Annotated in this window: 20 protein-coding genes; 4 read left to right on the top strand and 16 right to left on the bottom strand. The window is 72.0% G+C overall.

Translation table 11 applies throughout. The features are described from left to right. Window positions 1-485 precede the first annotated feature (485 nt). Entirely contained in the window at window positions 486-842 is a 357-nt protein-coding gene (locus IEZ31_RS21765) for a histone-like nucleoid-structuring protein Lsr2 (protein WP_308429421.1), read from the top strand. A gap of 29 nt (window positions 843-871) precedes the next feature. On the opposite strand, the gene IEZ31_RS21760 is transcribed toward IEZ31_RS21765, so the two are convergent. From IEZ31_RS21760 to IEZ31_RS21715, 10 genes are all read right to left on the bottom strand, one after another. Then, window positions 872-1,300 carry a hypothetical protein gene (locus IEZ31_RS21760; protein ID WP_190251760.1) on the bottom strand — a complete coding sequence of 143 codons (429 nt, stop codon included), beginning with the start codon at window positions 1,298-1,300 and terminating at the stop codon, window positions 872-874. Further along, window positions 1,297-2,589: a Na+/H+ antiporter NhaA gene (nhaA, locus tag IEZ31_RS21755; RefSeq protein ID WP_190251759.1), complete on the bottom strand. Its 1,293-nt coding sequence runs from the start codon at window positions 2,587-2,589 to the stop codon at window positions 1,297-1,299. Before nhaA ends, IEZ31_RS21760 begins: the two co-directional genes overlap by 4 nt. A gap of 174 nt (window positions 2,590-2,763) precedes the next feature. After that, window positions 2,764-3,306, bottom strand: coding sequence for a MarR family winged helix-turn-helix transcriptional regulator (locus IEZ31_RS21750; RefSeq protein WP_229835714.1), 543 nt, complete (start codon window positions 3,304-3,306; stop codon window positions 2,764-2,766). Window positions 3,307-3,783: 477 nt separating this feature from the next. Then, window positions 3,784-4,263, bottom strand: coding sequence for a response regulator (locus IEZ31_RS21745; RefSeq protein WP_190251758.1), 480 nt, complete (start codon window positions 4,261-4,263; stop codon window positions 3,784-3,786). A 209-nt stretch (window positions 4,264-4,472) separates the two neighbouring features. Further along, complete coding sequence (locus tag IEZ31_RS21740; RefSeq protein ID WP_190251757.1) at window positions 4,473-5,912, bottom strand: alpha,alpha-trehalose-phosphate synthase (UDP-forming); 1,440 nt, start codon at window positions 5,910-5,912, stop codon at window positions 4,473-4,475. 83 nt (window positions 5,913-5,995) lie between these two features. Then, window positions 5,996-6,208: a hypothetical protein gene (locus IEZ31_RS21735; RefSeq protein WP_190251756.1), complete on the bottom strand. Its 213-nt coding sequence runs from the start codon at window positions 6,206-6,208 to the stop codon at window positions 5,996-5,998. Window positions 6,209-6,383: 175 nt separating this feature from the next. Beyond that, a complete protein-coding gene (locus IEZ31_RS21730; protein WP_190251755.1) occupies window positions 6,384-6,722 on the bottom strand; it encodes a ribbon-helix-helix domain-containing protein in 339 nt (112 codons plus the stop codon). Between the two features lie 106 nt (window positions 6,723-6,828). Continuing rightward, window positions 6,829-7,899, bottom strand: coding sequence for a PucR family transcriptional regulator (locus IEZ31_RS21725; RefSeq protein ID WP_190251754.1), 1,071 nt, complete (start codon window positions 7,897-7,899; stop codon window positions 6,829-6,831). Beyond that, on the bottom strand, window positions 7,886-8,674 hold the full coding sequence (locus IEZ31_RS21720; RefSeq protein ID WP_190251753.1) for an efflux permease Rv1217c-related protein: 789 nt from the start codon (window positions 8,672-8,674) through the stop codon (window positions 7,886-7,888). Before IEZ31_RS21720 ends, IEZ31_RS21725 begins: the two co-directional genes overlap by 14 nt. Beyond that, window positions 8,652-9,590, bottom strand: a complete 939-nt coding sequence (locus IEZ31_RS21715; RefSeq protein WP_190251752.1) for an ABC transporter ATP-binding protein — start codon at window positions 9,588-9,590, stop codon at window positions 8,652-8,654. The genes IEZ31_RS21720 and IEZ31_RS21715 overlap by 23 nt, the downstream gene beginning before the upstream one ends. A gap of 157 nt (window positions 9,591-9,747) precedes the next feature. On the opposite strand from IEZ31_RS21715, the gene IEZ31_RS21710 reads away from it, so the two are divergent. Next, entirely contained in the window at window positions 9,748-10,110 is a 363-nt protein-coding gene (locus IEZ31_RS21710; RefSeq protein ID WP_190251751.1) for a hypothetical protein, read from the top strand. Here IEZ31_RS21710 and IEZ31_RS21705 read toward each other — a convergent pair. The 3 genes from IEZ31_RS21705 to IEZ31_RS21695 all read right to left on the bottom strand — a co-directional run bounded on the left by IEZ31_RS21705 (window position 10,107) and on the right by IEZ31_RS21695 (window position 13,354). Beyond that, window positions 10,107-11,378, bottom strand: a complete 1,272-nt coding sequence (locus IEZ31_RS21705) for an ArsB/NhaD family transporter (RefSeq protein ID WP_229835712.1) — start codon at window positions 11,376-11,378, stop codon at window positions 10,107-10,109. The two genes, IEZ31_RS21710 and IEZ31_RS21705, sit on opposite strands and share 4 nt — an antisense overlap. 217 nt (window positions 11,379-11,595) lie before the next feature. Beyond that, entirely contained in the window at window positions 11,596-12,042 is a 447-nt protein-coding gene (locus IEZ31_RS21700) for a CBS domain-containing protein (protein WP_190251750.1), read from the bottom strand. A 73-nt stretch (window positions 12,043-12,115) separates the two neighbouring features. Next, window positions 12,116-13,354 (bottom strand): cation:proton antiporter domain-containing protein, encoded by a 1,239-nt coding sequence (locus IEZ31_RS21695; protein ID WP_190251749.1) that lies wholly within the window; start codon window positions 13,352-13,354, stop codon window positions 12,116-12,118. 221 nt (window positions 13,355-13,575) lie between these two features. On the opposite strand from IEZ31_RS21695, the gene IEZ31_RS21690 reads away from it, so the two are divergent. Beyond that, window positions 13,576-15,591, top strand: coding sequence for a GPP34 family phosphoprotein (locus tag IEZ31_RS21690; RefSeq protein ID WP_190251748.1), 2,016 nt, complete (start codon window positions 13,576-13,578; stop codon window positions 15,589-15,591). Window positions 15,592-15,742: 151 nt separating this feature from the next. After that, window positions 15,743-16,927 carry a serine/threonine-protein kinase gene (locus IEZ31_RS21685; RefSeq protein WP_190251747.1) on the top strand — a complete coding sequence of 395 codons (1,185 nt, stop codon included), beginning with the start codon at window positions 15,743-15,745 and terminating at the stop codon, window positions 16,925-16,927. Between the two features lie 193 nt (window positions 16,928-17,120). On the opposite strand, the gene IEZ31_RS21680 is transcribed toward IEZ31_RS21685, so the two are convergent. The 3 genes from IEZ31_RS21680 to IEZ31_RS58205 form a co-directional block, all read right to left on the bottom strand. Continuing rightward, window positions 17,121-18,419, bottom strand: a complete 1,299-nt coding sequence (locus IEZ31_RS21680; protein WP_190251746.1) for an MptA/MptB family glycosyltransferase — start codon at window positions 18,417-18,419, stop codon at window positions 17,121-17,123. Then, complete coding sequence (locus tag IEZ31_RS21675; protein ID WP_190251745.1) at window positions 18,416-18,835, bottom strand: hypothetical protein; 420 nt, start codon at window positions 18,833-18,835, stop codon at window positions 18,416-18,418. Before IEZ31_RS21675 ends, IEZ31_RS21680 begins: the two co-directional genes overlap by 4 nt. Next, window positions 18,832-19,825, bottom strand: a 994-nt coding sequence (locus IEZ31_RS58205; RefSeq protein ID WP_268241680.1) for a molybdopterin-dependent oxidoreductase, incomplete at its 5' end; no start/stop codon positions are given. The genes IEZ31_RS58205 and IEZ31_RS21675, both read right to left, overlap by 4 nt.

The following is a 19,825-nucleotide window of genomic DNA, read 5'->3' as shown; positions in this document are numbered from 1 at the left end:
CGCTACAACGGTGGCCAACAACCCCGCGGTTAGGGCTCCGATCGAGGTGCGGCGAGAGCGATGCCCCACCCGGCGACAAGCCTCGGCACGAGGTGCCCGAGCTCGAGCAGTTGATGCGGGCCAGGTTGCATACGGCCGCGACTGGGTCGGTCATCCCCGACAGGCGCCGTCGTCGGCGCCCCACAGGGGAACCGGCCGAAGTCGGTGTCTTTGCCGGCTCTGCTGCGGTCGTTGACGCGGGCGTGGGCGCGGATCCGGTCGATACCGACAGGCTGATCCCCTGGGCAATTCCTGGCGCTGTTTCGGCTGAGGGTTGCGAATCATCCCCGGGATGGCGATCATGGTTCTCGCATTTGTCTTATTCGGTGCCGAACGAACAGCCGGATGAGGAATGGACCCGGCCCGTCCGTTCGCTGTCCAATTGCGGACCGGCGGATGTGGTCATGCTGCGACTTGTGAAAAGGGGCCAGGCTATGGCGAGGCGTGTGATCCAGCAGGTCATCGACGATATCGACGGCGGGCCGGCGGACGAGAGCCTGGCGTTCGGCGTGGACGGTGTGCTGTACACGATCGATCTCAGTGCGGGCAACGCCGGACGGTTGCGCGACGCCCTGGCCCCGTTCGTTGCCGCGGCGACCAAGGTCGGCCGGGCCGCGCCCGTAGCAGCAGGACGTGGCCGTAGGTCAGGGCCGGGGATGGTGGCTGCCGGGCCGGTGGGTCGTGACCGCGAGCGCAGCCAGGCGGTCCGTGAGTGGGCGCAGCGCCAGGGGATCGAGGTCTCCGACCGGGGCCGGCTCGCTCGGGACGTGATCGATCGCTACCGCGACGCCCACCGCGACTAGCATCGCCCGCAGCGCGTCAGGATAGGCGTTCACCAGACATGCACTCCCGGCCGCCGGGCCGGGTCCGGCTCGATCTGGCCGACCAGGCCTCGGACGCGCCCGAGCAGTCGCCGCTGCTGCCAGGTGCCGGACAGTCGTGGCGGATCGCCGCCGCAGTCACGTATCGCGAACAGCACCGCCGCGACTGCTGGTACGACCTGAGCGGCGTCGGTGCGAAGACGCGGACGCGTCTGTCTCAGCTCGCCCCGCACCAGGAGCAGCCGGTCCTGCCCGGCATTCGGGCGCCGATCAATCACCAGGCACGGGGCGGCGTCCAGCATCGGGTGGCCGGCAGGCGACGCGTCACCCAGGATCAGCCACACCGTTCCGGCGCCCCGGGCCGCCCGCACCACGTTCTGGGCCGCAGCGTCGAATCGCACGGCCGGCACCGGTTCACGCAGCGGGGAGGCGGCGATCACGGCGTTCTCCGCTGCATCTGGTACACATCGGGGATGCCGTCGCCATCGAGATCGGCGTCCTCGGCCTCCTGCATCCGCCGGTAGTGCCGGTTCCGGGCACGCAGCAGCGCGGTGGCCATCGCCGCCGACACGAGCGAGCCCGTCAGCACCCCGACCCTCGCCGAGCGGTCCCCCGCAGAGCCTGCGCCGAACGCGAGCTCGGCGATCAGCAACGAGACCGTGAAACCGACGCCGCTGAGCAAGCCGATGCCCAGCACGTCGCGCCAGGCCAGCCCATCGGCGAGCCGGGCCCGGGTCAATCGTTGCACCAGCCAGGTCGCGCCGACCACGCCGAGCGCCTTGCCGGCGACCAGACCCGCCACGATGCCGGCGACAACCGGGCCGGCCAGCGCACCGTCGGAGCCGCCGAGGGTGACTCCGGCGGCGAAGAACGCGAAGACCGGCACCGCGACAGCAGCAGACAGCGGCCGCCACCGGTGCTCGAAGCGTGCCGCCCGGTCGGTGCCGTCGCCTCCGGCCGGCACCGTGAAGGCGAGCAGCACACCGGCGACGGTCGCGTGTACCCCTGACTCGTGCACGAGCACCCAGCTCAGCACTGCCAACGGCAGCAGCACGGCACCCAGGACCGCACCCGGGACCGCCCTCGTCCGCACGACCAGGGCGAACAGGCCGAGCGGTACGGCGGCGAAGAGCAGCGGCAGCCAGGACAGCGATGCGGTGTAGAACACGGCGATGACGACGATCGCCAGCAGGTCGTCGACGACCGCGAGGGTGAGCAGGAAGGTCCGCAGCGCGGCCGGCAGGTGCGTGCCGATCACCGCCAGCACGGCGAGCGCGAACGCGATGTCCGTCGCCGTCGGTACCGCCCACCCGGCAAGTGAGCCTCCGGCCGCCCACCCGTTGACCGCGACGTAGATCACCGCCGGTAGGACCATGCCCCCGACGGCCGCCGCCACCGGTAGCACCGCGCGTCGAGGATCGCGCAGGTCACCGGCGACGAACTCACGTTTGAGCTCCAGCCCGGCAACGAAGAAGAACACCGCGAGCAGCCCGTCGGCTGCCCACGCCGCCAGCGTCAGGTCGAGGTGCCAGGCGCTCGGGCCGATCCGCGCGGAGGACAGTGCCCCGTATGCCCCTGCCCAGGGCGAGTTCGACCACACCAGCGCAACGGTCGCCGCCATCAGCAGCAACACACCGCCCGTGGTTTCGGTGCGCAGGGCGTCGCCGATCCGGCGGACCTCGGACCAGCTACCACGCTCCAGCAGACGGCGGGCAGCACTCACGATCACGGGACCCTCCGGAAGGCTCGACGGCAAACGTTGCCGACCAGACTTCCCGGCGCCCCGGACCACCGTACCCGAAACCAGGTTGCAGCCGCCCACGCAGAACCGGGCAGCGGCCGGAACGTCACACGACTGTCACAGAGCCCCCGCAGTCAGCCGAGCACCTCACGGCGCCGATGCTCAGTGACGGCGGCTGGCGCCGGTGGTTTTGCGTTCCGGCCCGATCTGGTCGCCGTCATCGGCCGAGACCTGCCAGCGCTGCCACCACTCCTCATCGGGCAGTTCCCCGGCGGCGCGGACGAACCGGTGCAGCAACTGCAACGTGCGGCGAGATGCGTGCAGGCCGGCCGTGGCCAGCACTGTGTCGATCTCGTCGCGGCGGGCCCGCATCACCCGGCCGACGACGTCGCGGCCCTCCTCGGTGAGGCCGAGCCAGATCGTGCGCCGGTTGCCGTCGCGCTGGAACCGGCGGATCAGCCCCTTGCGTTCCAGCCGGTCGCACATGCGGGTCAGGGTGGAGGGCGCGACGTTGAGCTCCTGGGCCAAGTCGACGCTGCGCGTCGGACCGTTGGAGGTGAGAATGATGAGCGCGCGGTACTGCGGGAGCGTGACGTCGGCGTCGAGTTCGGACAGGTTGCGGGCCGCCAGCGCCACCATCACCCGGCTGAGCGCCAGCAAGGCCTGCGCGAGTTGCTCGTCCTGCTCGTCGTTCCGCTGCGCCACCCGAACATGGTCGCACGCCGCCCCGGCATCGTTGCCGACCGGCCGGACTCAGGCGGCAGTATCCCCGGCGACCGGGCCGCAGTCCGGGCATCGGTGCCACGGCACTCCGCCGATGTGCTCCTCCCGCCAGCCCCGAACGGTGGCCGCTCGCAGCACCATGGCGGGGTCGTCCATCGGCCACGGCGGCCGGAAGACGGCGCCGCACCGGTCGCACGACAGCTGCGCTTCTGGCAACGACGCGACACGATTCGCGGCAATCAACATCCCCTGACCTCCGTTCATCGGCAGACTACGGGCGGATGCCCGCCGACGGCCAGGCCCGCAGCACGAGATCGGCGAATCGTCACACGACCGTCATGTTGTTGCACTCGTACAACGGTTGCCCTGCACGCGGCGAGGAAGGGGACCGACGAGGACCACGGCACACCGGGGACGGGATGGACATCAGCGACTCCACGGTGGTGCGAGCGCGTCGACCTACGCCGGGTCCGGCTGTTCGCCGGCGGGCGGCCGGTCGCGGCCGACGACGATCGAGAACTGCTCGACGCTCCTGATCAGTCCGGCGAGCTGTGCGAAGTCGACCGGCTTGCGGAAGAAGTACGCCGACGGGATCCCGAAGTCACGCAGCATCCGTTCCTCGACAGCCGATCCGGTGAGCACGACGACGACCAGCTTTGCCAGCGCCGGGTCTGCCATGACCTGGTCGAGCACCACCCGGCCGTCGACGATCGGCAGGTTGAGGTCGAGCAGCAGGATGTCCGGGGTTTGGGCATCCTGGTAGGGCGCGCGTCGCGCGAGGAAGTGCAGTGCGTCACGACCGTTGCCGAGGACCGTCACGGGGTTGCGGAGCCGGTGCTCGGCGAACTCGTCGAGGGTGTACGCCACGTCGCCGGGATCGTCCTCGACGAGCAGGATCCGTGCGAGCGGAAAAACCTCGTTCCCGCCGTCCGCCGTCATGTCAGCCCCCCGGGTTTGCAGCACACTTCCGTCGCCGACCAGACTTCCCGGCGCACCACGCCCGGCACCGCCACCAGGCAACCGTTGCATCCATGCAACGTTTCGGCCACTGTAAGCCACCACAGGAGGGTCGTCCACCTCGACCCGGACGTCGCCGAGCGTCCGGTTCCGACCGACGCCGTCGGTGACGCTGTCCGGGCTGTCCGTCCCTACGCCCCGCCGGGAACGACGACCGCCGTTGTGCCGGCCCTCGCCGTGTCGAGGGCCGCGAGGACACGGCCGGCCCACCACCGAACGTCGTGGTCGCGTACGGCGAGCCGCATCCGGCTCATCGCGGCGCGGGCCGCTGCCGGGTCCGCCGGTGCCACCGCAGCCATGACCGCCGATTTGAGATCTTCCAGATCGTACGGGTTGACGAGGGTCGCCTGCGGTAGCTCCGCGGCGGTGGCGCTGAACTCGCTCAGCACGAGTGCGCCCGTGTTGTCGATCCGCGCGCTGACGAACGCCTTCGCCGTCGGGTTGCCACCGTCGCGCAATGCGGTGGCCAGGAAGACATCCGCGAGCCGGAACAGCGCGACCGTGTCGAGGGTGTCAAGGCTGCGATGCAGATGATGCACCACCGGGCGGCCGACTGATCCGTGGGAGCCGTTGATCCGGGCGGCCAGCTGCTCGACCCGGCTGCGCAACTCCGCGAGTTCGGCCGACTCGCGAGCTGCGGGCACGACCACCTGGATGAGCGCGCACTCCTCGGCGCGCAGCGTGCCGTCATGCAGCAGTTCGGCGAATGCAGCGAGACGACGCTCCGCACCGCTGGTGCCGTCGAGCGGATCGATCGACAGCAGCACGGTTCCGGGGACCCGCAACTCGCGACGCAGGCTGTCGAGGCGCCGGCGCACATTGGCCCCAGCCGCCAGATGTTCGACACTCTGCGTCTCTGCACCCATCGGCAGCACTTCTACGGCGACCCGGCGTGAGCCGACCGCGATCGCCCCCGCACCGGTTACGGTGCTTCCAGCTCCGACGGCCAACCGCAACAGGTTGTCGGCGCTGCGACGGTCCTGCACGAAGATGACGTCACTGCCGAGGATGCCACTCACGATGTCTGCTCGCATCGGCATCCGGCGGAACAGCTCGACCGGGGGCAACGGCAGGGGCAGGACGAACCCGATGGTCAGATCCGGTCGGACGGAGCGCAGCATACCGGGCACCAGTTGTAGCTCATGTCCGTGGACCAGGACCGTCGCCCCGCTCGCGGCCAGTTCTGCGGCCGCGGCCGCGTACCGTTCGTTGACCGAACGGTAGGCCTGCCGCCATCGCCGATGGAACGCTGGGCCACCGAGCCCGTCGTGATACAGGGGTGCAATCGTCGAGGCGCACTGGCCGTCGATGTGGTCGGCGATGTCGGCCGCCGACAACGACACCGGCGAGAGCAGCACGGACTGCAGCACCACCGGCGCCATGTGCATGTCGGCGCGGCCGTGCCAACCGATCCATGCTCCATCGCGCGCCATCAACGCTGGCTGCAATGCCCCGGCGAGCGCGGCGTGCTCGCCTGTCCACCTGGACGGGCGCCGACCGGCCGCGAGCGCATCGGCCGGTATTCGGCTCGTGACGACGACCAGTTCGTGACGACCCGCGGCGACCGTCACAGCCAACGCCTCCGATCCCCGAGATATTTTCGTGTCGCACAATTGTTGTACCGTAACAAGAATCGAGAACGTGCCCCGAGCCGCTATCGATCGAAGGTCAATACTCCGCTCGCGCTGCATCGGCGACATCCGTGCGGGCCGCCGGCTGAGCGCTCGCCGATCCAGCCGTGCCTGCGGAGCAGGCTCCACGCAAGTTCCCAGTTGTGCAGATTGGCACCGAGATGGTCGACGACCATGCCGCAGCCGTCGCACACCAGGCTGAAGTCCGTGCCGTCGGGCACGTGCAACACGGTCATGCCTGCGTCCTCCCGCCGATCCCTGCAACGTGCAACCAGCTCGCGCTCGGCGCGGTCACGCGTGGTGGTGGTTGGGGCAATCGTTGTCGGGTGGCATGGCGGTGATCCCGCGAAAACATGACAGTGTGACAACATCTGGCCAGGTGACGTCCTGCCTCCAGGCCGCGGCCGGCGGTCAGCCGTCCCGTTCAGCCTGCGCCGCAAGCCGGTCGACGGCGTGCTGCAGGGCGGTGCGGAGCCCCCGGAGTTCTGCCATCAGGTCAGGAGCCTCGGTGCCGCCGCCGGCCAGCGCCGCGACGACCAGGTCCCGGATGAGCGCCGACGGTGAAACGCCGCGGGCAGAGGCGCGCCGCCGTAACTCCTCGTCGACGGTGCTGGGCAGCCGGACCCTCCGGACGACCATCTCCGGAGTGTCACTCGGCGGCGGCTCGGGAAGCGTTGCCTCGGCGCCGGCGGTCAGGCGACCCATGCGGGCGGCGAACGCATCGCCCTCGTCGAGGTGATTGTCGGTCACTGGTCCGCTCCGGTTCGGGTCACGGCGAATTGACGCCGACCAGGCTTCCCGGCACACCTGCCGATCAACATACCGCACCCGGGCCCACCGCTGCCGCGATCGGGTGTCACGCGGCTCCGGGCCAGCCGAGCAGCCGGGCGCCGAGTACCGCGGCGTGCAGAGTGAAGCGCTGGGTGGGTTCGCCGGGGTGGTAGCCGGTGAGGGCCTGGATTCGGTCCAGGCGGTAGGTGACGGCGCGGACGGACAGATGCATCTGCCGCGCGGTGGCGGTGTGGTTGCCCTGGTTGTCGAACAGCACGGTGAGGGTGTCGAGGTACGGCTGGGCGCCGCCGCGGGCGGTGGTGAGCGGGCCGAGGACGGTGGTGACGAGGTCGGTGATGGCGTCCCGGTCGCGCAGCAGGACGGGGAAGACGAGCAGGTCGGCGGCGTTGAGGACCGGTGCGGTGAAGCCGAGTTTGGCGGCGTGGTCGAGCGTGTTGCGGGCCTCGTCGAGCGACGTGGCCAGGCCGTGGACACCGGGGTGGGCGCGGCCGACGGCAATCTGCCAGCCGCCGGCACCGAGTTCGGCGAGCAGCAGGTGTGCGAGTTCGGCGGCGATGCCGCGCAGGCCGGCGGCGCTGATGCAGACCAGGTCGCCGTCGCGCCGGGTGGTGAGCGTGTTGCCGGCGCCGAAGCGGGCGGCCAACGCCGCGTCGACCCGCAACGCCACACGCTGGCTGAGGCCGGCCGCCCGGGCGACCAGCACAACGTGGCCGGCGGAGAGGCGGATGCCGTACCGCTGGGCACGCCCGGCCAGCACACCCGGATCGACGCGACCGGTGAGCAGGTCGTTGACGAACGCGGTGCGTTCCTGCTCGTGCCGGGCCAGCTCGGCGTGCGCCTGCCGGGTGTGCCCGTCGACGGCCGACGTCAGCACGCCGAGGACGGTCTCGACGAACATCGTCGCCCGTTCGTGGACCGTGGCCGCGGTGTCGGCGGGTTCGGGCGGTGCCGCCTGCCAGTGCGAGGCCGCGGTCCGCAGGATGACGGAGACCAGATCGCGCACGTGCAGGCCTTCGTCGGCGGCACGGGCGCCGAGGCCGGCCGCCGACCGGTCCCGCACCTGGCCGCCGGTGGCCCTCAGCATCTCGTCGACGCCACCGGCGAGCCAGTCGGTGCCGTCGTCAGACACCGACATCGCGGCGGTCGAAGAGCAGCACGCCGAGCACCGTCGTGACGGCGCCGACGGCGGCGAGGACGAGCAGTTCACCCGGGTGCCAGCCGGTGTGCAGCGGGTCGGTGCCGATGAAGTAGTGGAACGGCGAGATCCAGCGCAGCCAGTGCCAGCCGTCGAGCATGCCGCTGATCGCGTTGGCCATGTAGGTCGCCACCGCCACGACCCCGGTGACCGTCAGGACGTTGCCGCGCCTGCCGGTGGCGGCGCCGGTGAGGAACGCGATGCCGGTGAAACACCACACCAGCGCGATGAGGCCGGCGGATGCGGCGGCGACGTTGGACAGGGAGATGTCCATGCCGACCACCGGCACGATGAGCATGAGCAGCAGCCACGGCACGGCCGCGATCGCGGTGACGGCGCTCCCGGTGGCGGCCAGCCGCTGCCAGGCGAACGCGGTCCGCGACAGCGGGCTGACCAGCAGCAGTTCCATGCCGCCGTCCTCCTCGGGCCGGGCGATGGTGCGCGCGGTGAGGGTGATCGCGCACATCAGGACCAGCAGGGGCCCGATGAGGCTGAAGACGGTGGCCTGCAGGTAGCCGGCGGGCGAGAGCATGTCGGCGATGCCGAGGAAGTCGAGCATGCCCTTGGGCAGGGCGTCCTGTTTGAGTTCGGCCGCGCCCTGGAAGTTGGTGTAGAACGACGTGTAGATGGTGGTGAACGCGGCAATACCGGCGGTCCAGCCGATCAGCGACCGCCGGTCGTCGCGCCAGGTCTTACGCACCAGTGCGGGCAGCATCGCCGGCCCCTTCCGCAGTGTGTTCAGTGTGGTAGTAGAACGACAGGAACGTCTCTTCCAGGTCCGGCTCCGCCGAGAGCAGGTCGATCACCTCGTGCCGGGCGGCGGCCTTGACGAGCGGGTCGAGACGCCCGTCAACGCTGCACCGCAGCACCGGCCCGGCCACCACGACATCACCGATCCCTGGCAGCGCCTCGAACTCGGCGGCGTCGACCGGATCGGCGAAGTGGATCTCCACTGTACGGATCGCGCGTTTGCCGAGCGACTCGACCCGCTCGACCGCGGCGAGCCGACCGTCGCGGACGATCGCGACCCGGTCGGCGACCTGCTGCACCTCGGCCAGCACGTGCGAGGACATGAAGACGGTCTGCCCGGCGGCCCGGGCGTCGCGGACCATGGCCAGGAACTCCTGCTGCATGAGCGGGTCCAGGCCGCTGGTCGGCTCGTCGAGCACCAGCAGCGCCGGCTCGTGCATGAACGCCTGCACCAGGCCGACCTTCTGCTTGTTGCCCTTGCTCATCGTGTGTACCGGCCGGGTCAGGTCGAGTTCCAGCCGGTCGGCGAGGCCCGTCACCCGCGACCACGGCACATCGCCGCGCACACCGGCGAAGAACCGCAGCAGTTCGTCGGCCCGGCCGCGCCCCGGGAACGCCAACTCCCCGGGCAGGTAGCCGAGCCGGCCGTGCAGGGTGGCCTTGTCCCGCCGCGGGTCCAGCCCGAGCACAGTGGCGTGGCCCCGCGTCGGGCGCAGGAAATCCAGCAGCAGCCGGATCGTGGTCGTCTTCCCGGCGCCGTTCGGGCCGAGGAACCCCAACACCTCGCCGGTGCGCACCTCGAGGCCCAGCCCCTCGATGCCACGGCGCTGCCCGTAGAACTTCGTCAAGTCCTCGGTGTGCAGGGCGATGTCGCTCGTCATGCCATCCATCGTCTGCGTCATGACGTGGCCCGGTCCAGAACGACATTCGGCGGCAAACGGGTTCCGGGCGTTGCCGGATGTCGGCAAACCCGGCAGCCGCACGGTTCTCGGCAGTGCTGTCGCCCTCGGGTAGTACAGTGCCCTCGAGGTGTTCTCCATGCTGCGCATCAGGCGATTCCTCGGTTGGGGCCGGGCCGCGACCGTCGCCGGGTTCGCCGTCGTCGCGGTGGCCTTCAGCGCGGGGACGATCCTGCCGGTCGGCCACGTCGGGTTGAAGCTCCTGGCGATGGCAGTCGCGGTCGGCTGGTGCACGGCTCAGATCACCGACCCACGGGAGGCGGTCGCCGTGACCGCCGTCGGGGCCATCTGCACAGCGGTGCTTCTCGCCCGAACCTGCACCGTCCCACCCGGTCAAGTCGTTGGGGACCTGGTGCTCGTCGGGCTTGCCGCGTTCCTTGGCCGCGGGCAGCGATGGTTACGCGAGTCGATGGCGACGCCACCGGCGGACTGGCTCGATTAGTTCAGGACGAAGTAGCGCAGCCAGAGGTACGGCGTGCAGACCCCGACGGTGACGGCGGCGACGATCAGCCCGTACTTGGTGAACTCCCAGAAACTGATCCGCTTGCCGGCACGCTCGGCGAGACCGAGGATCACGACGTTCGCGGAGGCGCCGACCGCGGTGGCGTTGCCCCCGAGATCCGCACCCAGGGCCAGGGCCCACCACAGCACGTGCGGTCCGCTCGTAGTGCCGTCCGCGGCGACCAGGTCCGCGACGATCGGGCTGATCGTCGCGACGTAGGGAATGTTGTCCACCACGGCCGACAGGACCGCCGAGCCCCACAGCAGCACCATGGAGGCCAGCAACTGCCGGCCCTCGACCGCATCGGCCAGCGTCCTGGACAGGCTGCCGATGACGCCGGTGTTGACCAGCGCGCCGATCATGACGAAGAGACCGGCGAAGAAGACGAGCGTCGGCCACTCGACGTCCTTGACGATCTCGCCGGTGTCGAGCCGCGACAACATGAGCAACACGAGACCGCCGACGATCGCGACGATCGACGGCTCCAGGTGTACCACCGTGTGCAGGGCGAACGCGGCGGTGACGACGGCGAGGACGGCGAGACTGACGATGAGCAGCCGCCGGTCGCGGATCGCGTCGCGCTCCCGCAGGGCCATGACCTTCGCGACCCGGTCCGGATCGGTGCGGAACGCCCGGCGGAACAGCACCCGGCACAGGGCGATGAAGACGACGATGAGCAGGCCGATGATCGGCGCGAGATGGATCAGGAAGTCGTTGTACGTCAGGCCGCCCCGGCTGGCGATGATGATGTTGGGTGGGTCGCCGACGAGGGTGGCGGTGCCGCCGATGTTGCTGGCGAGTGCTTCGGCGATGAGGAACGGTGCGGCCGGCACGGCGAGGCGTTCGCAGACCAGGAACGTGACGGGTGCGACGAGCAGCACGGTCGTGACGTTGTCGAGCATCGCGGAGGCGGCGGCGGTGACGAGCACGAGGATCGCCATGACCCGGAACGGGCGGCCGCGGGCGCGTTTGACCGCCCAGATGGCCAGGTATTCGAACGCGCCGGTGCGTTTGAGCACGGCGACGATGAGCATCATCCCCAGCAGGAGAAACAGCACGTTCCAGTCGACGCCGGTGTCCTCGGCGAAGAACGCGTGCTCGGCGTCGGTGGCGCCGATGATGAGCACGGTGACGGCACCGCCGAGTGCTGCGGCGACCCGGTGGACCTTCTCGGTAGCGATGAGCACGTAGGCCACCGCGAAGATCACGACCGCGATCCAGGCGGTGGTGGTCGCCGCGGCAGGCTTCGATGCATGACTTGCCCCTGAAAGTGGTCGCGACAGCACACCGCCGACCAGACTTCCCGGCACACCTGACGATCAACGTACCGTACACGCCGGGGTACCGGAACCGTCATCCCGGCACCTTGCCGTGCAACGCGGCGAGCAGCGGGTCGATCGGGGGCAACGGTTGCGTGTGCGGCGCTCACTCGAGCAGCAGCCGGTCGAGCAGGGCATCGAGCGTCACCGCCCCGAGCAGCTGCTTGTGTTTGTCGATCACCGCGACGAGCGGGTTGCCGGTACGGGCCATCAACGCGGCGATCTCCAGGACCGTGGCGTCGGCGGCGACCACGGCCAGGCCGCGGCCGTGTTCCGGCAGCGCCTGGGCGACGGTGCGGTCGCCGAGTTCACGCAGGAACAGGTCGGCCGCCTGTTCGTCGATGACCCGGGCAAGCGTCGGGTCGTCCTGGCAGTACTGTGGGATGGCCATCCGCAGGACCTGGGTGCCGGCCAGCACGGTGGCCGGGTAGCCATTGCCGTCCAGGACGATCAGCCCGGGCAGGTCCTGGCCCGCCAGGAGCCGTGCCGCCTCGATCGCGGGGGTGTCGCGCCGGACCGTCGGAAACGGCGCGGCCAGGTCTGCAGCACGCACAGGCGTCTCATTCTCGAACGTGCGGACACGGCGGACGGGTCGTCGCGCCGCCATTGCGAACGTATCCCACCCGTCATCCGCTCGGTGCCGGCCGGTCGCGGCGGTTGAGCAGTTTCCGGCCGCGGGTCTCCAGCTTCTGCTGCCAGGCGGGCATGAGTTCGGGCACGAAGCTTCGTGCCACGACGATGTCGGACGAGGAATGCAACACGATGCTCAGCACGATCGTGAGCGCGACCAGGGTGAAGATCTCACCGGCCGCGGCGACGCCGGAGGCGAGCACCAGCAGGCCGTACACCACGGAGGCGAACCCCTTCGGGCCGAACCACATGGCGGCGAACTGTTCACGGGCGCCCAGGCCGGAGCGCAGGAACGACAGCCACAACGCGACCGGCCGGGCCAGCACCAGGGCGAGCACCGCGAACAGCCATCCGGTCCAGGCGATGCCGCCGAAGAACGCCGGCGACAGCAGCGCCCCGAACACGAGCAGGGCACCGAGTTTGAGGATCTCGGCGATGAGCTCGCCGAAGTGTTCGAACGCCTCGCGCTCCTTGTGCCCGATCGTGGCCACGGTGATCCCGGCGGCGAACGCGGCCAGGAACAGGTTGGCGTGGGTCGCCTTGCCCAGGGCCAGCACGAGCAGGCCGATCGCCACGGCGTTGAGCGGGGCGTACTGCTCGGACACCGCGAACCATCGGGTGCGCTCCAGCCGGATCGCGACCCACGGGACGACGATGCCGATCGCGATGCCCAGCAGCAGCTCACTGCCGATCTCCAACAGGTGGAAGTCGTCCGCGCGGGCGACCACCGCCAGCAGCACGATCACGAACGGCAGAGCCAGGCCGTCGTTGACCCCGGACTCCACGTTGAGCAGATGCCGTAGCCGGCCCGGCACCTTGTCGTTGCCGACGAGCGCCGAGGCGAACACCGGGTCGGTCGGTGCGAGGATCGCGCCGATCAGCAGCGACTCCGCCCAACCCAGCCCGGTGACGTAGTGGGCGAGGACCGCGGTGACGAGCAGGGTGAGCGGCAGCCCGAGGCCGAGCGCCCTACCCGGCAGGCGCCACGCCGATCGCAGGTCAGCCCAGCCAACCCGCATGCCATCGGTGAACAGCACGGCGAACAGCGCCAGCTCGGCCAGCGACGCCACGACGGGCGTGCTCGCGGTGACGTGGACCAGCCCGAGCACGCCGTCCCCGGCCAGGAACCCGGCGACGAGGAAGACCACGGCGGTCGACAGCACGGTGCGATGGGCCAACGCCGACAGCAGCACGGCCGCCAGCAGTACCAGCGCGAAGATCAGCAGCAGTGACACGTCGGTTCCTGTCGGTCGGCACGATAGATGACCGCCGACCAGACTTCCCGGCACACCGCGTAGCACCGTACCGGATCACCGTTGCCGGGGCGAGCCGACATCAGGCTTGAGTGGTAAGCCTCTGCCCGCTTGTGGCGCTGCGCCGGGGTGGGCGCGGCTGAGCGGCGCCGGGCTGTGTGGCGTGCGGCTGAGCCGTTGCGAGCCGGTGTCACCCTGGGCCGGTGGACGGGGGAGGCCGTGCGGCGACGCTGCGGGCGTTGGCAGCGGTGGCGATGTTGGTCGGGTTCTGGGCGCTCGCGGTGGCGCTGCCCATCGGGCTCGGCTGGTTGGCGGTGTGGTCGTGGATGACGATGCCGGGTTCGGGTGCACCGGAGCTCCTGAGCCTCCTCGCGGTCACGGCCGGCGTGGGCGTGGCGATCCCGATCTGGCAGCTGCTGCGTGCCCGGCCGGATCCGCCCGACGAAGGCGTCGCGGTGGACGAGGCGGCGGCGCCGGAGCTGTGGCGACAGGTCCGTGAGCTCGCCGCCGCGGTCGGCACCCGCCCGCCCGACGAGATCCGGCTGGTCGGGCGGGTCAACGCGTCCGTGTGGGAGGACACGGGCCTGCTCGGTCTGCGCGGCGGCCGGCGGCACCTGTACGTCGGGGTTCCGCTGCTACTGGTCTGGCCGGTCTCGTGGGTGCGCGCCTTCCTGGCCCACGAACTCGGCCACTACTCGGGGCAGCACGCCCGCCTCACTTCGGTGACGTACCGCGGCGCGCACTCCATGCTCCGCACCATCGCGCGGGTCGGCCCACACCGTCCCGCCGGGAAGATCCTGTCCGTGTACGCCTGGCTGTACATGCTGGTCTTCCTCGCGGTGGGCCGGCGCACCGAGCTGGAGGCCGACGCGGCGGCCGCGCGCGCCGCCGGCCGCGAGGCCATCGCCGGCGCGCTGGGTGATGCCCCGGCCCTCGTCGGCACCTGGAACCTGCTGGTGTCGGGCTATGCGCGGTGGGCGCGGACCGAAGCGTACGAGCCCGGCGAGCTGCTGGCCCGCTTCGCCCGCGATCCGCGCCACGCGCCGCCGGTGGAGCCCGAGCTGGATGACCAGCTGCGCACGCACCCTCCGATCGCCGCGCGCCTCGCCCGCATCGCCCGGCTCCCCGACGGCGCATGTGGTAGTGATCCCGGCGGTGGTGAGACTGGCGAGCAGCCCGCCATAGGCCTGGTCGCCGGGCCGGAGGTGCTCGAGGCGGCGCTGCGCACGCCGGACTTCCACGCCGTGATCGAGGCGGCCGCCGCGCACGAAGCGTCGCTGGATGCCGACCGGCTGCGGAGCTGGGGCAGGCTCGGCGACGCCGTGAACGCGCTCGGCACCCGCGCCGGCGCGGGACTGATCCGCCGGCTCGGCCCGGCGACCCGCCGGGCCGATGGGCGTCGCGATCCAGGCGATGCCGGCGAGTACATCGTCTCGGCTGCCATCGCCGCCGGCTGCGCCCGGTGGGTGCACGCCTGGTCAAGGCCGCTGCAGGTGGAGCCGCCGGAGCTCGTCCCCGCGGTGGCCGCCACCTGCCGCGATCCCGCCGCCGTCGTGCCGCTGCAGCGGCTGCTGGCCGACCTCGGCCTGCCGGGCGTCCGAGTGCCGCTGCGCACCGGTGAGCTCCGGGAGGAGCAGCTCGCCGACGTGCTCTTCGACCTGTCGTTCGGCCCGGATGGCCGGCGCCGGCTCAATCTGCGCACGTTCCCAGCCGGCCTGGCCGCAGCCGCGCTGATCGAGCTGTCGGTGCACGGCCGGGTCGTGGTCGGCGACGACGACCAGCTCGCCATCGCCGGCGACCCCACGGGCGACGAGTTCCTCGACTCCGTGCTCGACGCGGTCGCGGGCGGCCGGCCGCGCACCGCCCACGAATGGCTGCTGCACCTCGGCGACGCCGTTACCGACACAGTGGCCGCCCGGGCGCGCCTGCGCGGCCGGTACGACGCTCGCTCAGCCAGCCACGCGCTCAACCGCCTGGCCGACCCCGGCACCACGAACGCCGTCCGAGCCCGGATTCTGGCCGCACTTGAGGCGGGCGACCTCGACGGCCCCGACGTCGCGCTGGGCATGGTGCTGTGGGCAACAGAGTTGTCCGGCCAGGTCCTGGGCCGGCGCGCCGTGCTGGCCCGGTGGCAGCTCGCCCGCTTCGGCGCCCGGAACAACATCGCGCGGGCGGTTCGCGTCGTCATCGGGCTGGGCTCTCGCGTATCGGCTCCGTAGCCGCGGTCGGATCCGGCCGGCAGCCGGCTGAAGGTTGTATTGCTGCAACCGTATGACGGTCCGGTGACATTCGGCTTCCGCCCCGCTCGCGCGGTGGCCGGCCGCGGTACGGCCGCATAGGGTCGGATCGACGGCTGGGAGGTGTCTCACCATGGGACGCAAGCTCGGCGGGCGCTACCGGCTCGTCCGGGAAATCGGCAGCGGCGGGATGTCGACCGTCTGGCGCGCCGTCGACCTGCGCCTGGACCGCCGTGTCGCGGTGAAGCTGCTGCTTGAGGATCTCGCCGGATCGCCGCGCGCCCGGCAGCGGATGGGGACCGAGGCGCGGGTCGTGGCCCGGCTCGACCATCCGAACATCGCCACGGTGTTCGACGTCGGCACGGTGCGTCGGGGCCTGCGCCGGTCACTGCCGTACCTGGTCATGGAGTACGTCGACGGGGAGACGCTCGACACGAGGCTGCGGGGCACGCCGGTGCCGTGGCAGCGCGCCGCGCAGATCGCGGCCGAGGTGGCGGATGCGCTGGCTGCGGCACACCTGCACCGTGTGGTGCACCGTGACGTCAAACCCGGCAACATCATGCTGACGGCTTCGGGGGTGAAGCTGGTCGACTTCGGCCTGGCTGGCGTTGTCGGGGCCTTCTCGACCGGGTCGTTCGGTGTCCTGCTCGGCACGCCGGAGTACATGGCGCCCGAGCAGTTGCGCGGTGAGCCGGTGACGGTCGCGTGCGACATGTTCGCCTTCGGCGTGGTCCTGTACCACCTGTTGACCGGAACCCTGCCCTGGTCCGAGGCAACTCGCCCGATGCTGATCGGCGCTCGGCGGCAGTGGCCCGAAGTCACGATGCCGGCAATTCCCGGGGTGCCGGCCGGACTCGTCGACCTGTGCGACCGGTGTCTGTCGAACGAGCCGGACGCACGGCCGTCGAGCCGGCGGGCGGCCCGTGTCCTGCGCGCCCTCCTGGCCGGGGCGGGTGCATCGGGTGAGGTGCCACCGCCCGCCCTGTCCGACCTTGGCGGTGAGCCCGCGCGGTACCCGCGGCTGGTGGTGGCGGACAGTCCACCGGCGGGCCGCAGGACGCTGCGGCCCGGGGCCGTCGCGGCCGCGCTCGGTGCGTCGCTCGCGGTGGGCGCGTGGGTCGGCCCGGTCAGCGGAGACACGCCCGTGCACGACGCGAGCGACTGCACCGTCGGCTACACCACGCACCGCGGGGACGGCCGGTTCTCAGCCCTGCTGTCGGCCGAACCCATGTTGTCGACGCCGAGCGCAGCGCCCGGATCGAGCCCAGCGCATACGAGCCGCACCCGAAGCGGCGCATCGACGAGGGCAGCGTCCTGATCAACGGGCGGGACTTGGCGGTACCGCTGCTGATCGAGGCGATCCTGCGCGGGTCGCCGAGGAGGCCGTCCGTGTCCTGGGCGGGCCGCCGGGCGCCACCGTGCTCACCCACCCGCCTCCCGTTCCGGCTCCCGCTGCGACTCCGGGCCGGCACCTGAGGACACCGGCCACGACCCAGCGACCGCTGTCCTGATCACGGTGACAGCGGGGCAGCGCCGGCGGGTTCGCGTGCGCGGCGGCGGACGGCCAGGCCGGCCAGCACGGCGGCGAGTCCGGTGGTGTAGCCGAGGAGTTGTCCGGTGTGGACGGTGAGGCCGAGCTCCGGGGCGAATTGGGCGAGGTAGCCGCCGGCGGCGACGGTCAGCCACTCGGCCGGTGCGCCGTAGGCGACGAGCACGACCAGCAGCATCGCGTACCACGGGTAGCTCGGGGTGGTGACGAGCAGGGCACCGCCGGCCATCGTGGCGGCCGCCGTCCACGGCTGGTCGGGGTCGGCGGTGTGCCAGCTCAGCAGCGCGAGTGCGGCGAGGGTGAGAGCGGCGGCCGGGGTGGCCAGCGGCGGCGGCAGGACCGCGCCGAGCAGGGCGAAGCGGGCGCCGTCGGCGTAGCCCTCCTCGTGCAGGTAGCCCGGGAGGTAGCCGAGGACGGCGGGGCCGGCGGCGAGGACGTGCGGGAGGTACACCACGGCGATCGCGGCCGCCGCACTCCCCGCGACGGCGACCGGCCGGCGGCGCAGCAGCGCCGGCCCGAGCAGGGCGGGGGTGAGCTTGGTGGCGACGGCGAGGCCGAACAGGACGCCGCCGGCGACGGCCCGCCGGGTGCCGGGATGGGCGGCCAGTTGCCAGAGAGCGGCGGCGGCGAGGGCGGCGGCCACGACGTCGACGTGCGCGTTGTTGCCGGCCTCCAGGGCGACGAGCGGGCACCAGGCCCACAGCACGGCCCGGCGCGGATTGTGGCCGAGGTTGCCCAGGATGTACCACAGCAGCAGCGCGACGCCGGCCGCGACCGCCGCCATCGCCAGCTGCATCGGCCGTTCGCGGGCGCCCGCGGGGGAGAGCGCGACGACGGCGGCGAAGGCGGCCTCGGCGACCGGCGGATAGATCGTCGGCACCCCGGGCCGGTTGATGCGGGTGCAGCCCGTCGGCACGCACCAGTTCGCGGTGTCCGGCCACAGGAAGTCGTCGCGCAGCGGCCCGAGCTCGAGGGCGGACGGCGGGTGGCGGTACGGGTCGACGCCGGCGAGCTGGACCCGGCCGTCCCAGACGTAGCGGTACATGTCGTCGCTGCTGGTCGGGGGCTGGCGCGCGGCGACGAGGGGGAGCAGGACGCCGCCGGCGACGATGAGCGCGAACGCGGCCCGGCGGTCCAGCCGCAGCACCTGCCACGCGCCGGCCAGGAAGGGCAGCCACGCCAGCAGGTACCAGCGGCCGGGCAGCAGGAGCAGGGCCGCGGTGGCCGCCAGGCAGCCGGCCGCGGCGACCCGCCGGATCACCGGTCCTCCCGGCGCCGGGCCCGCCGGGCGCGCAGGGCCGCCCACAGTGCCGCGGCGACCCACACGACGGTGAGCACCGACAGCAGTCCGGGACCGTAGGCGCGGGGGAACGCGGACGGGTTGTCGGCGACGCGGCCCGCGCCGATGACGAACGGCAGGGCGACGGCGGTCACCGCGGCGCTGACGGCCAGCGCCGCCCGCACGGGGATCCGGATCGCCGGTGGGACGAACCGGGCGGTCAGGGCGCCGGCGGCGAGGAGGATCGGGAGGATCACGAAGTCGTGGGCGGCGACCGCGGCGGCGAGAAACGCGATCCGGCCGGGGACCTCGCCGGGCTGCTCGGTCAGCCAGCCGTGCAGGCCGTAGCCGAGCAGCGCGAGGCCGGCGGCGGCGAGCGCGATCCGGGCGGCGGTCATCGTGGCCCGGCCGTGAGCGCGGCGACCCACTTGGTCTGCAGGACGCCGGGGCGGTTGGGGGCGACGAGCCGGCACGGGTAGCCGTGGTCGAGGTGCAGCGGCTCGTCGCCGATCCGCAGCGCGAGCAGGGTCAGCGGGTCGCGGGCGACGGCCGGTTCGAGCGCCGACGTGCGGTACGGGCCGGAGGGCTGCAGCGACTCGACGGTGACGGTGAGGTCGAGCCCGCCGGCGCCGACGAGGCGGAGCAGGTCGGCGACGCGTACGCCCTGCCACCGGGCGCCGGCGCTCCAGCCCTCGACGCAGCTGATCGGCAGGTCCGCCGTCACCTGCGGCAGCGCGGCCAGGTCGGTTAGGCCGAGCGCGTGCCGTCCGCCCGGTCCGGTGACGATCAGCCGGTACCGCTCGTCGACGCGGGCGACGCCGGCGGACGCCGCTGTCTTGTTGACCGGCAGGCCCTGTGGGCCGATGCCGGGCACGCGCGGGGCGAGGACCGACAGGTGCCGCAGTGGCCGGACCGTCTGCCCGGCGGTGGCGACGGTGACGACGCCGGCGGCCGAGCCGGCCAGGGCGAGCACGCCCCGGCGGGTCCAGGCGCCGGCTGCCGCAGGAGCGGGGCGCTGCGGCGTGCGTCGGAGCAGCGGCAGCTTGGCCGCGAGGTGCAGCAGCAGGGCGCCGGCGAGCAGCCATGCGGTCCAGTAGTGGGCGCCGAGGAACCCGAACGGCATGGCCGAGTACCAGTAGGCGATGTTCAGCAGGCCGGTGACGAGCTCGAACACGGCGGCGGCGGACAGCAGCGCCACCGCGGCGCGCTCCAGGGCTTGTGGCAGGTCTCGCACCGGCGGCCAGGCGAACAGCCGCGGGTACACCGACCAGATCTTGGCGGTGAGCAGCGGGATGCAGGCGAGGCCGGTGGCGACGTGCAGGCCCTGCGTGACGCGGTACAGCTGGACCGGCCGGGCCGGCCAGTGGAACCAGCCGGGCGGGTGCTGG

The sequence above is a fragment of the Dactylosporangium sucinum genome, from assembly GCF_014647515.1.
In the GTDB taxonomy this organism is placed as follows: Bacteria; Actinomycetota; Actinomycetes; order Mycobacteriales; family Micromonosporaceae; genus Dactylosporangium; species Dactylosporangium sucinum.
Note: the sequence above shows the minus strand (reverse complement) of the source record. Positions and strands in the feature narration are given on the sequence as shown.

Excerpts from the sequence above, each read along its gene's own strand:
- IEZ31_RS21745 (WP_190251758.1), bottom strand. The coding sequence starts at position 4,263 with ATGACGGCGGACGGCGGGAACGAGGTTTTTCCGCTCGCACGGATCCTG.
- IEZ31_RS21675 (WP_190251745.1), bottom strand. The coding sequence starts at position 18,835 with ATGACCGCCGCCCGGATCGCGCTCGCCGCCGCCGGCCTCGCGCTGCTC.
- IEZ31_RS21710 (WP_190251751.1), top strand. The coding sequence starts at position 9,748 with ATGCTGCGCATCAGGCGATTCCTCGGTTGGGGCCGGGCCGCGACCGTC.
- IEZ31_RS21685 (WP_190251747.1), top strand. The coding sequence starts at position 15,743 with ATGGGACGCAAGCTCGGCGGGCGCTACCGGCTCGTCCGGGAAATCGGC.
- IEZ31_RS21720 (WP_190251753.1), bottom strand. The coding sequence starts at position 8,674 with ATGCTGCCCGCACTGGTGCGTAAGACCTGGCGCGACGACCGGCGGTCG.
- IEZ31_RS21715 (WP_190251752.1), bottom strand. The coding sequence starts at position 9,590 with ATGACGAGCGACATCGCCCTGCACACCGAGGACTTGACGAAGTTCTAC.
- IEZ31_RS21725 (WP_190251754.1), bottom strand. The coding sequence starts at position 7,899 with ATGTCGGTGTCTGACGACGGCACCGACTGGCTCGCCGGTGGCGTCGAC.
- IEZ31_RS21735 (WP_190251756.1), bottom strand. The coding sequence starts at position 6,208 with ATGACCGTGTTGCACGTGCCCGACGGCACGGACTTCAGCCTGGTGTGC.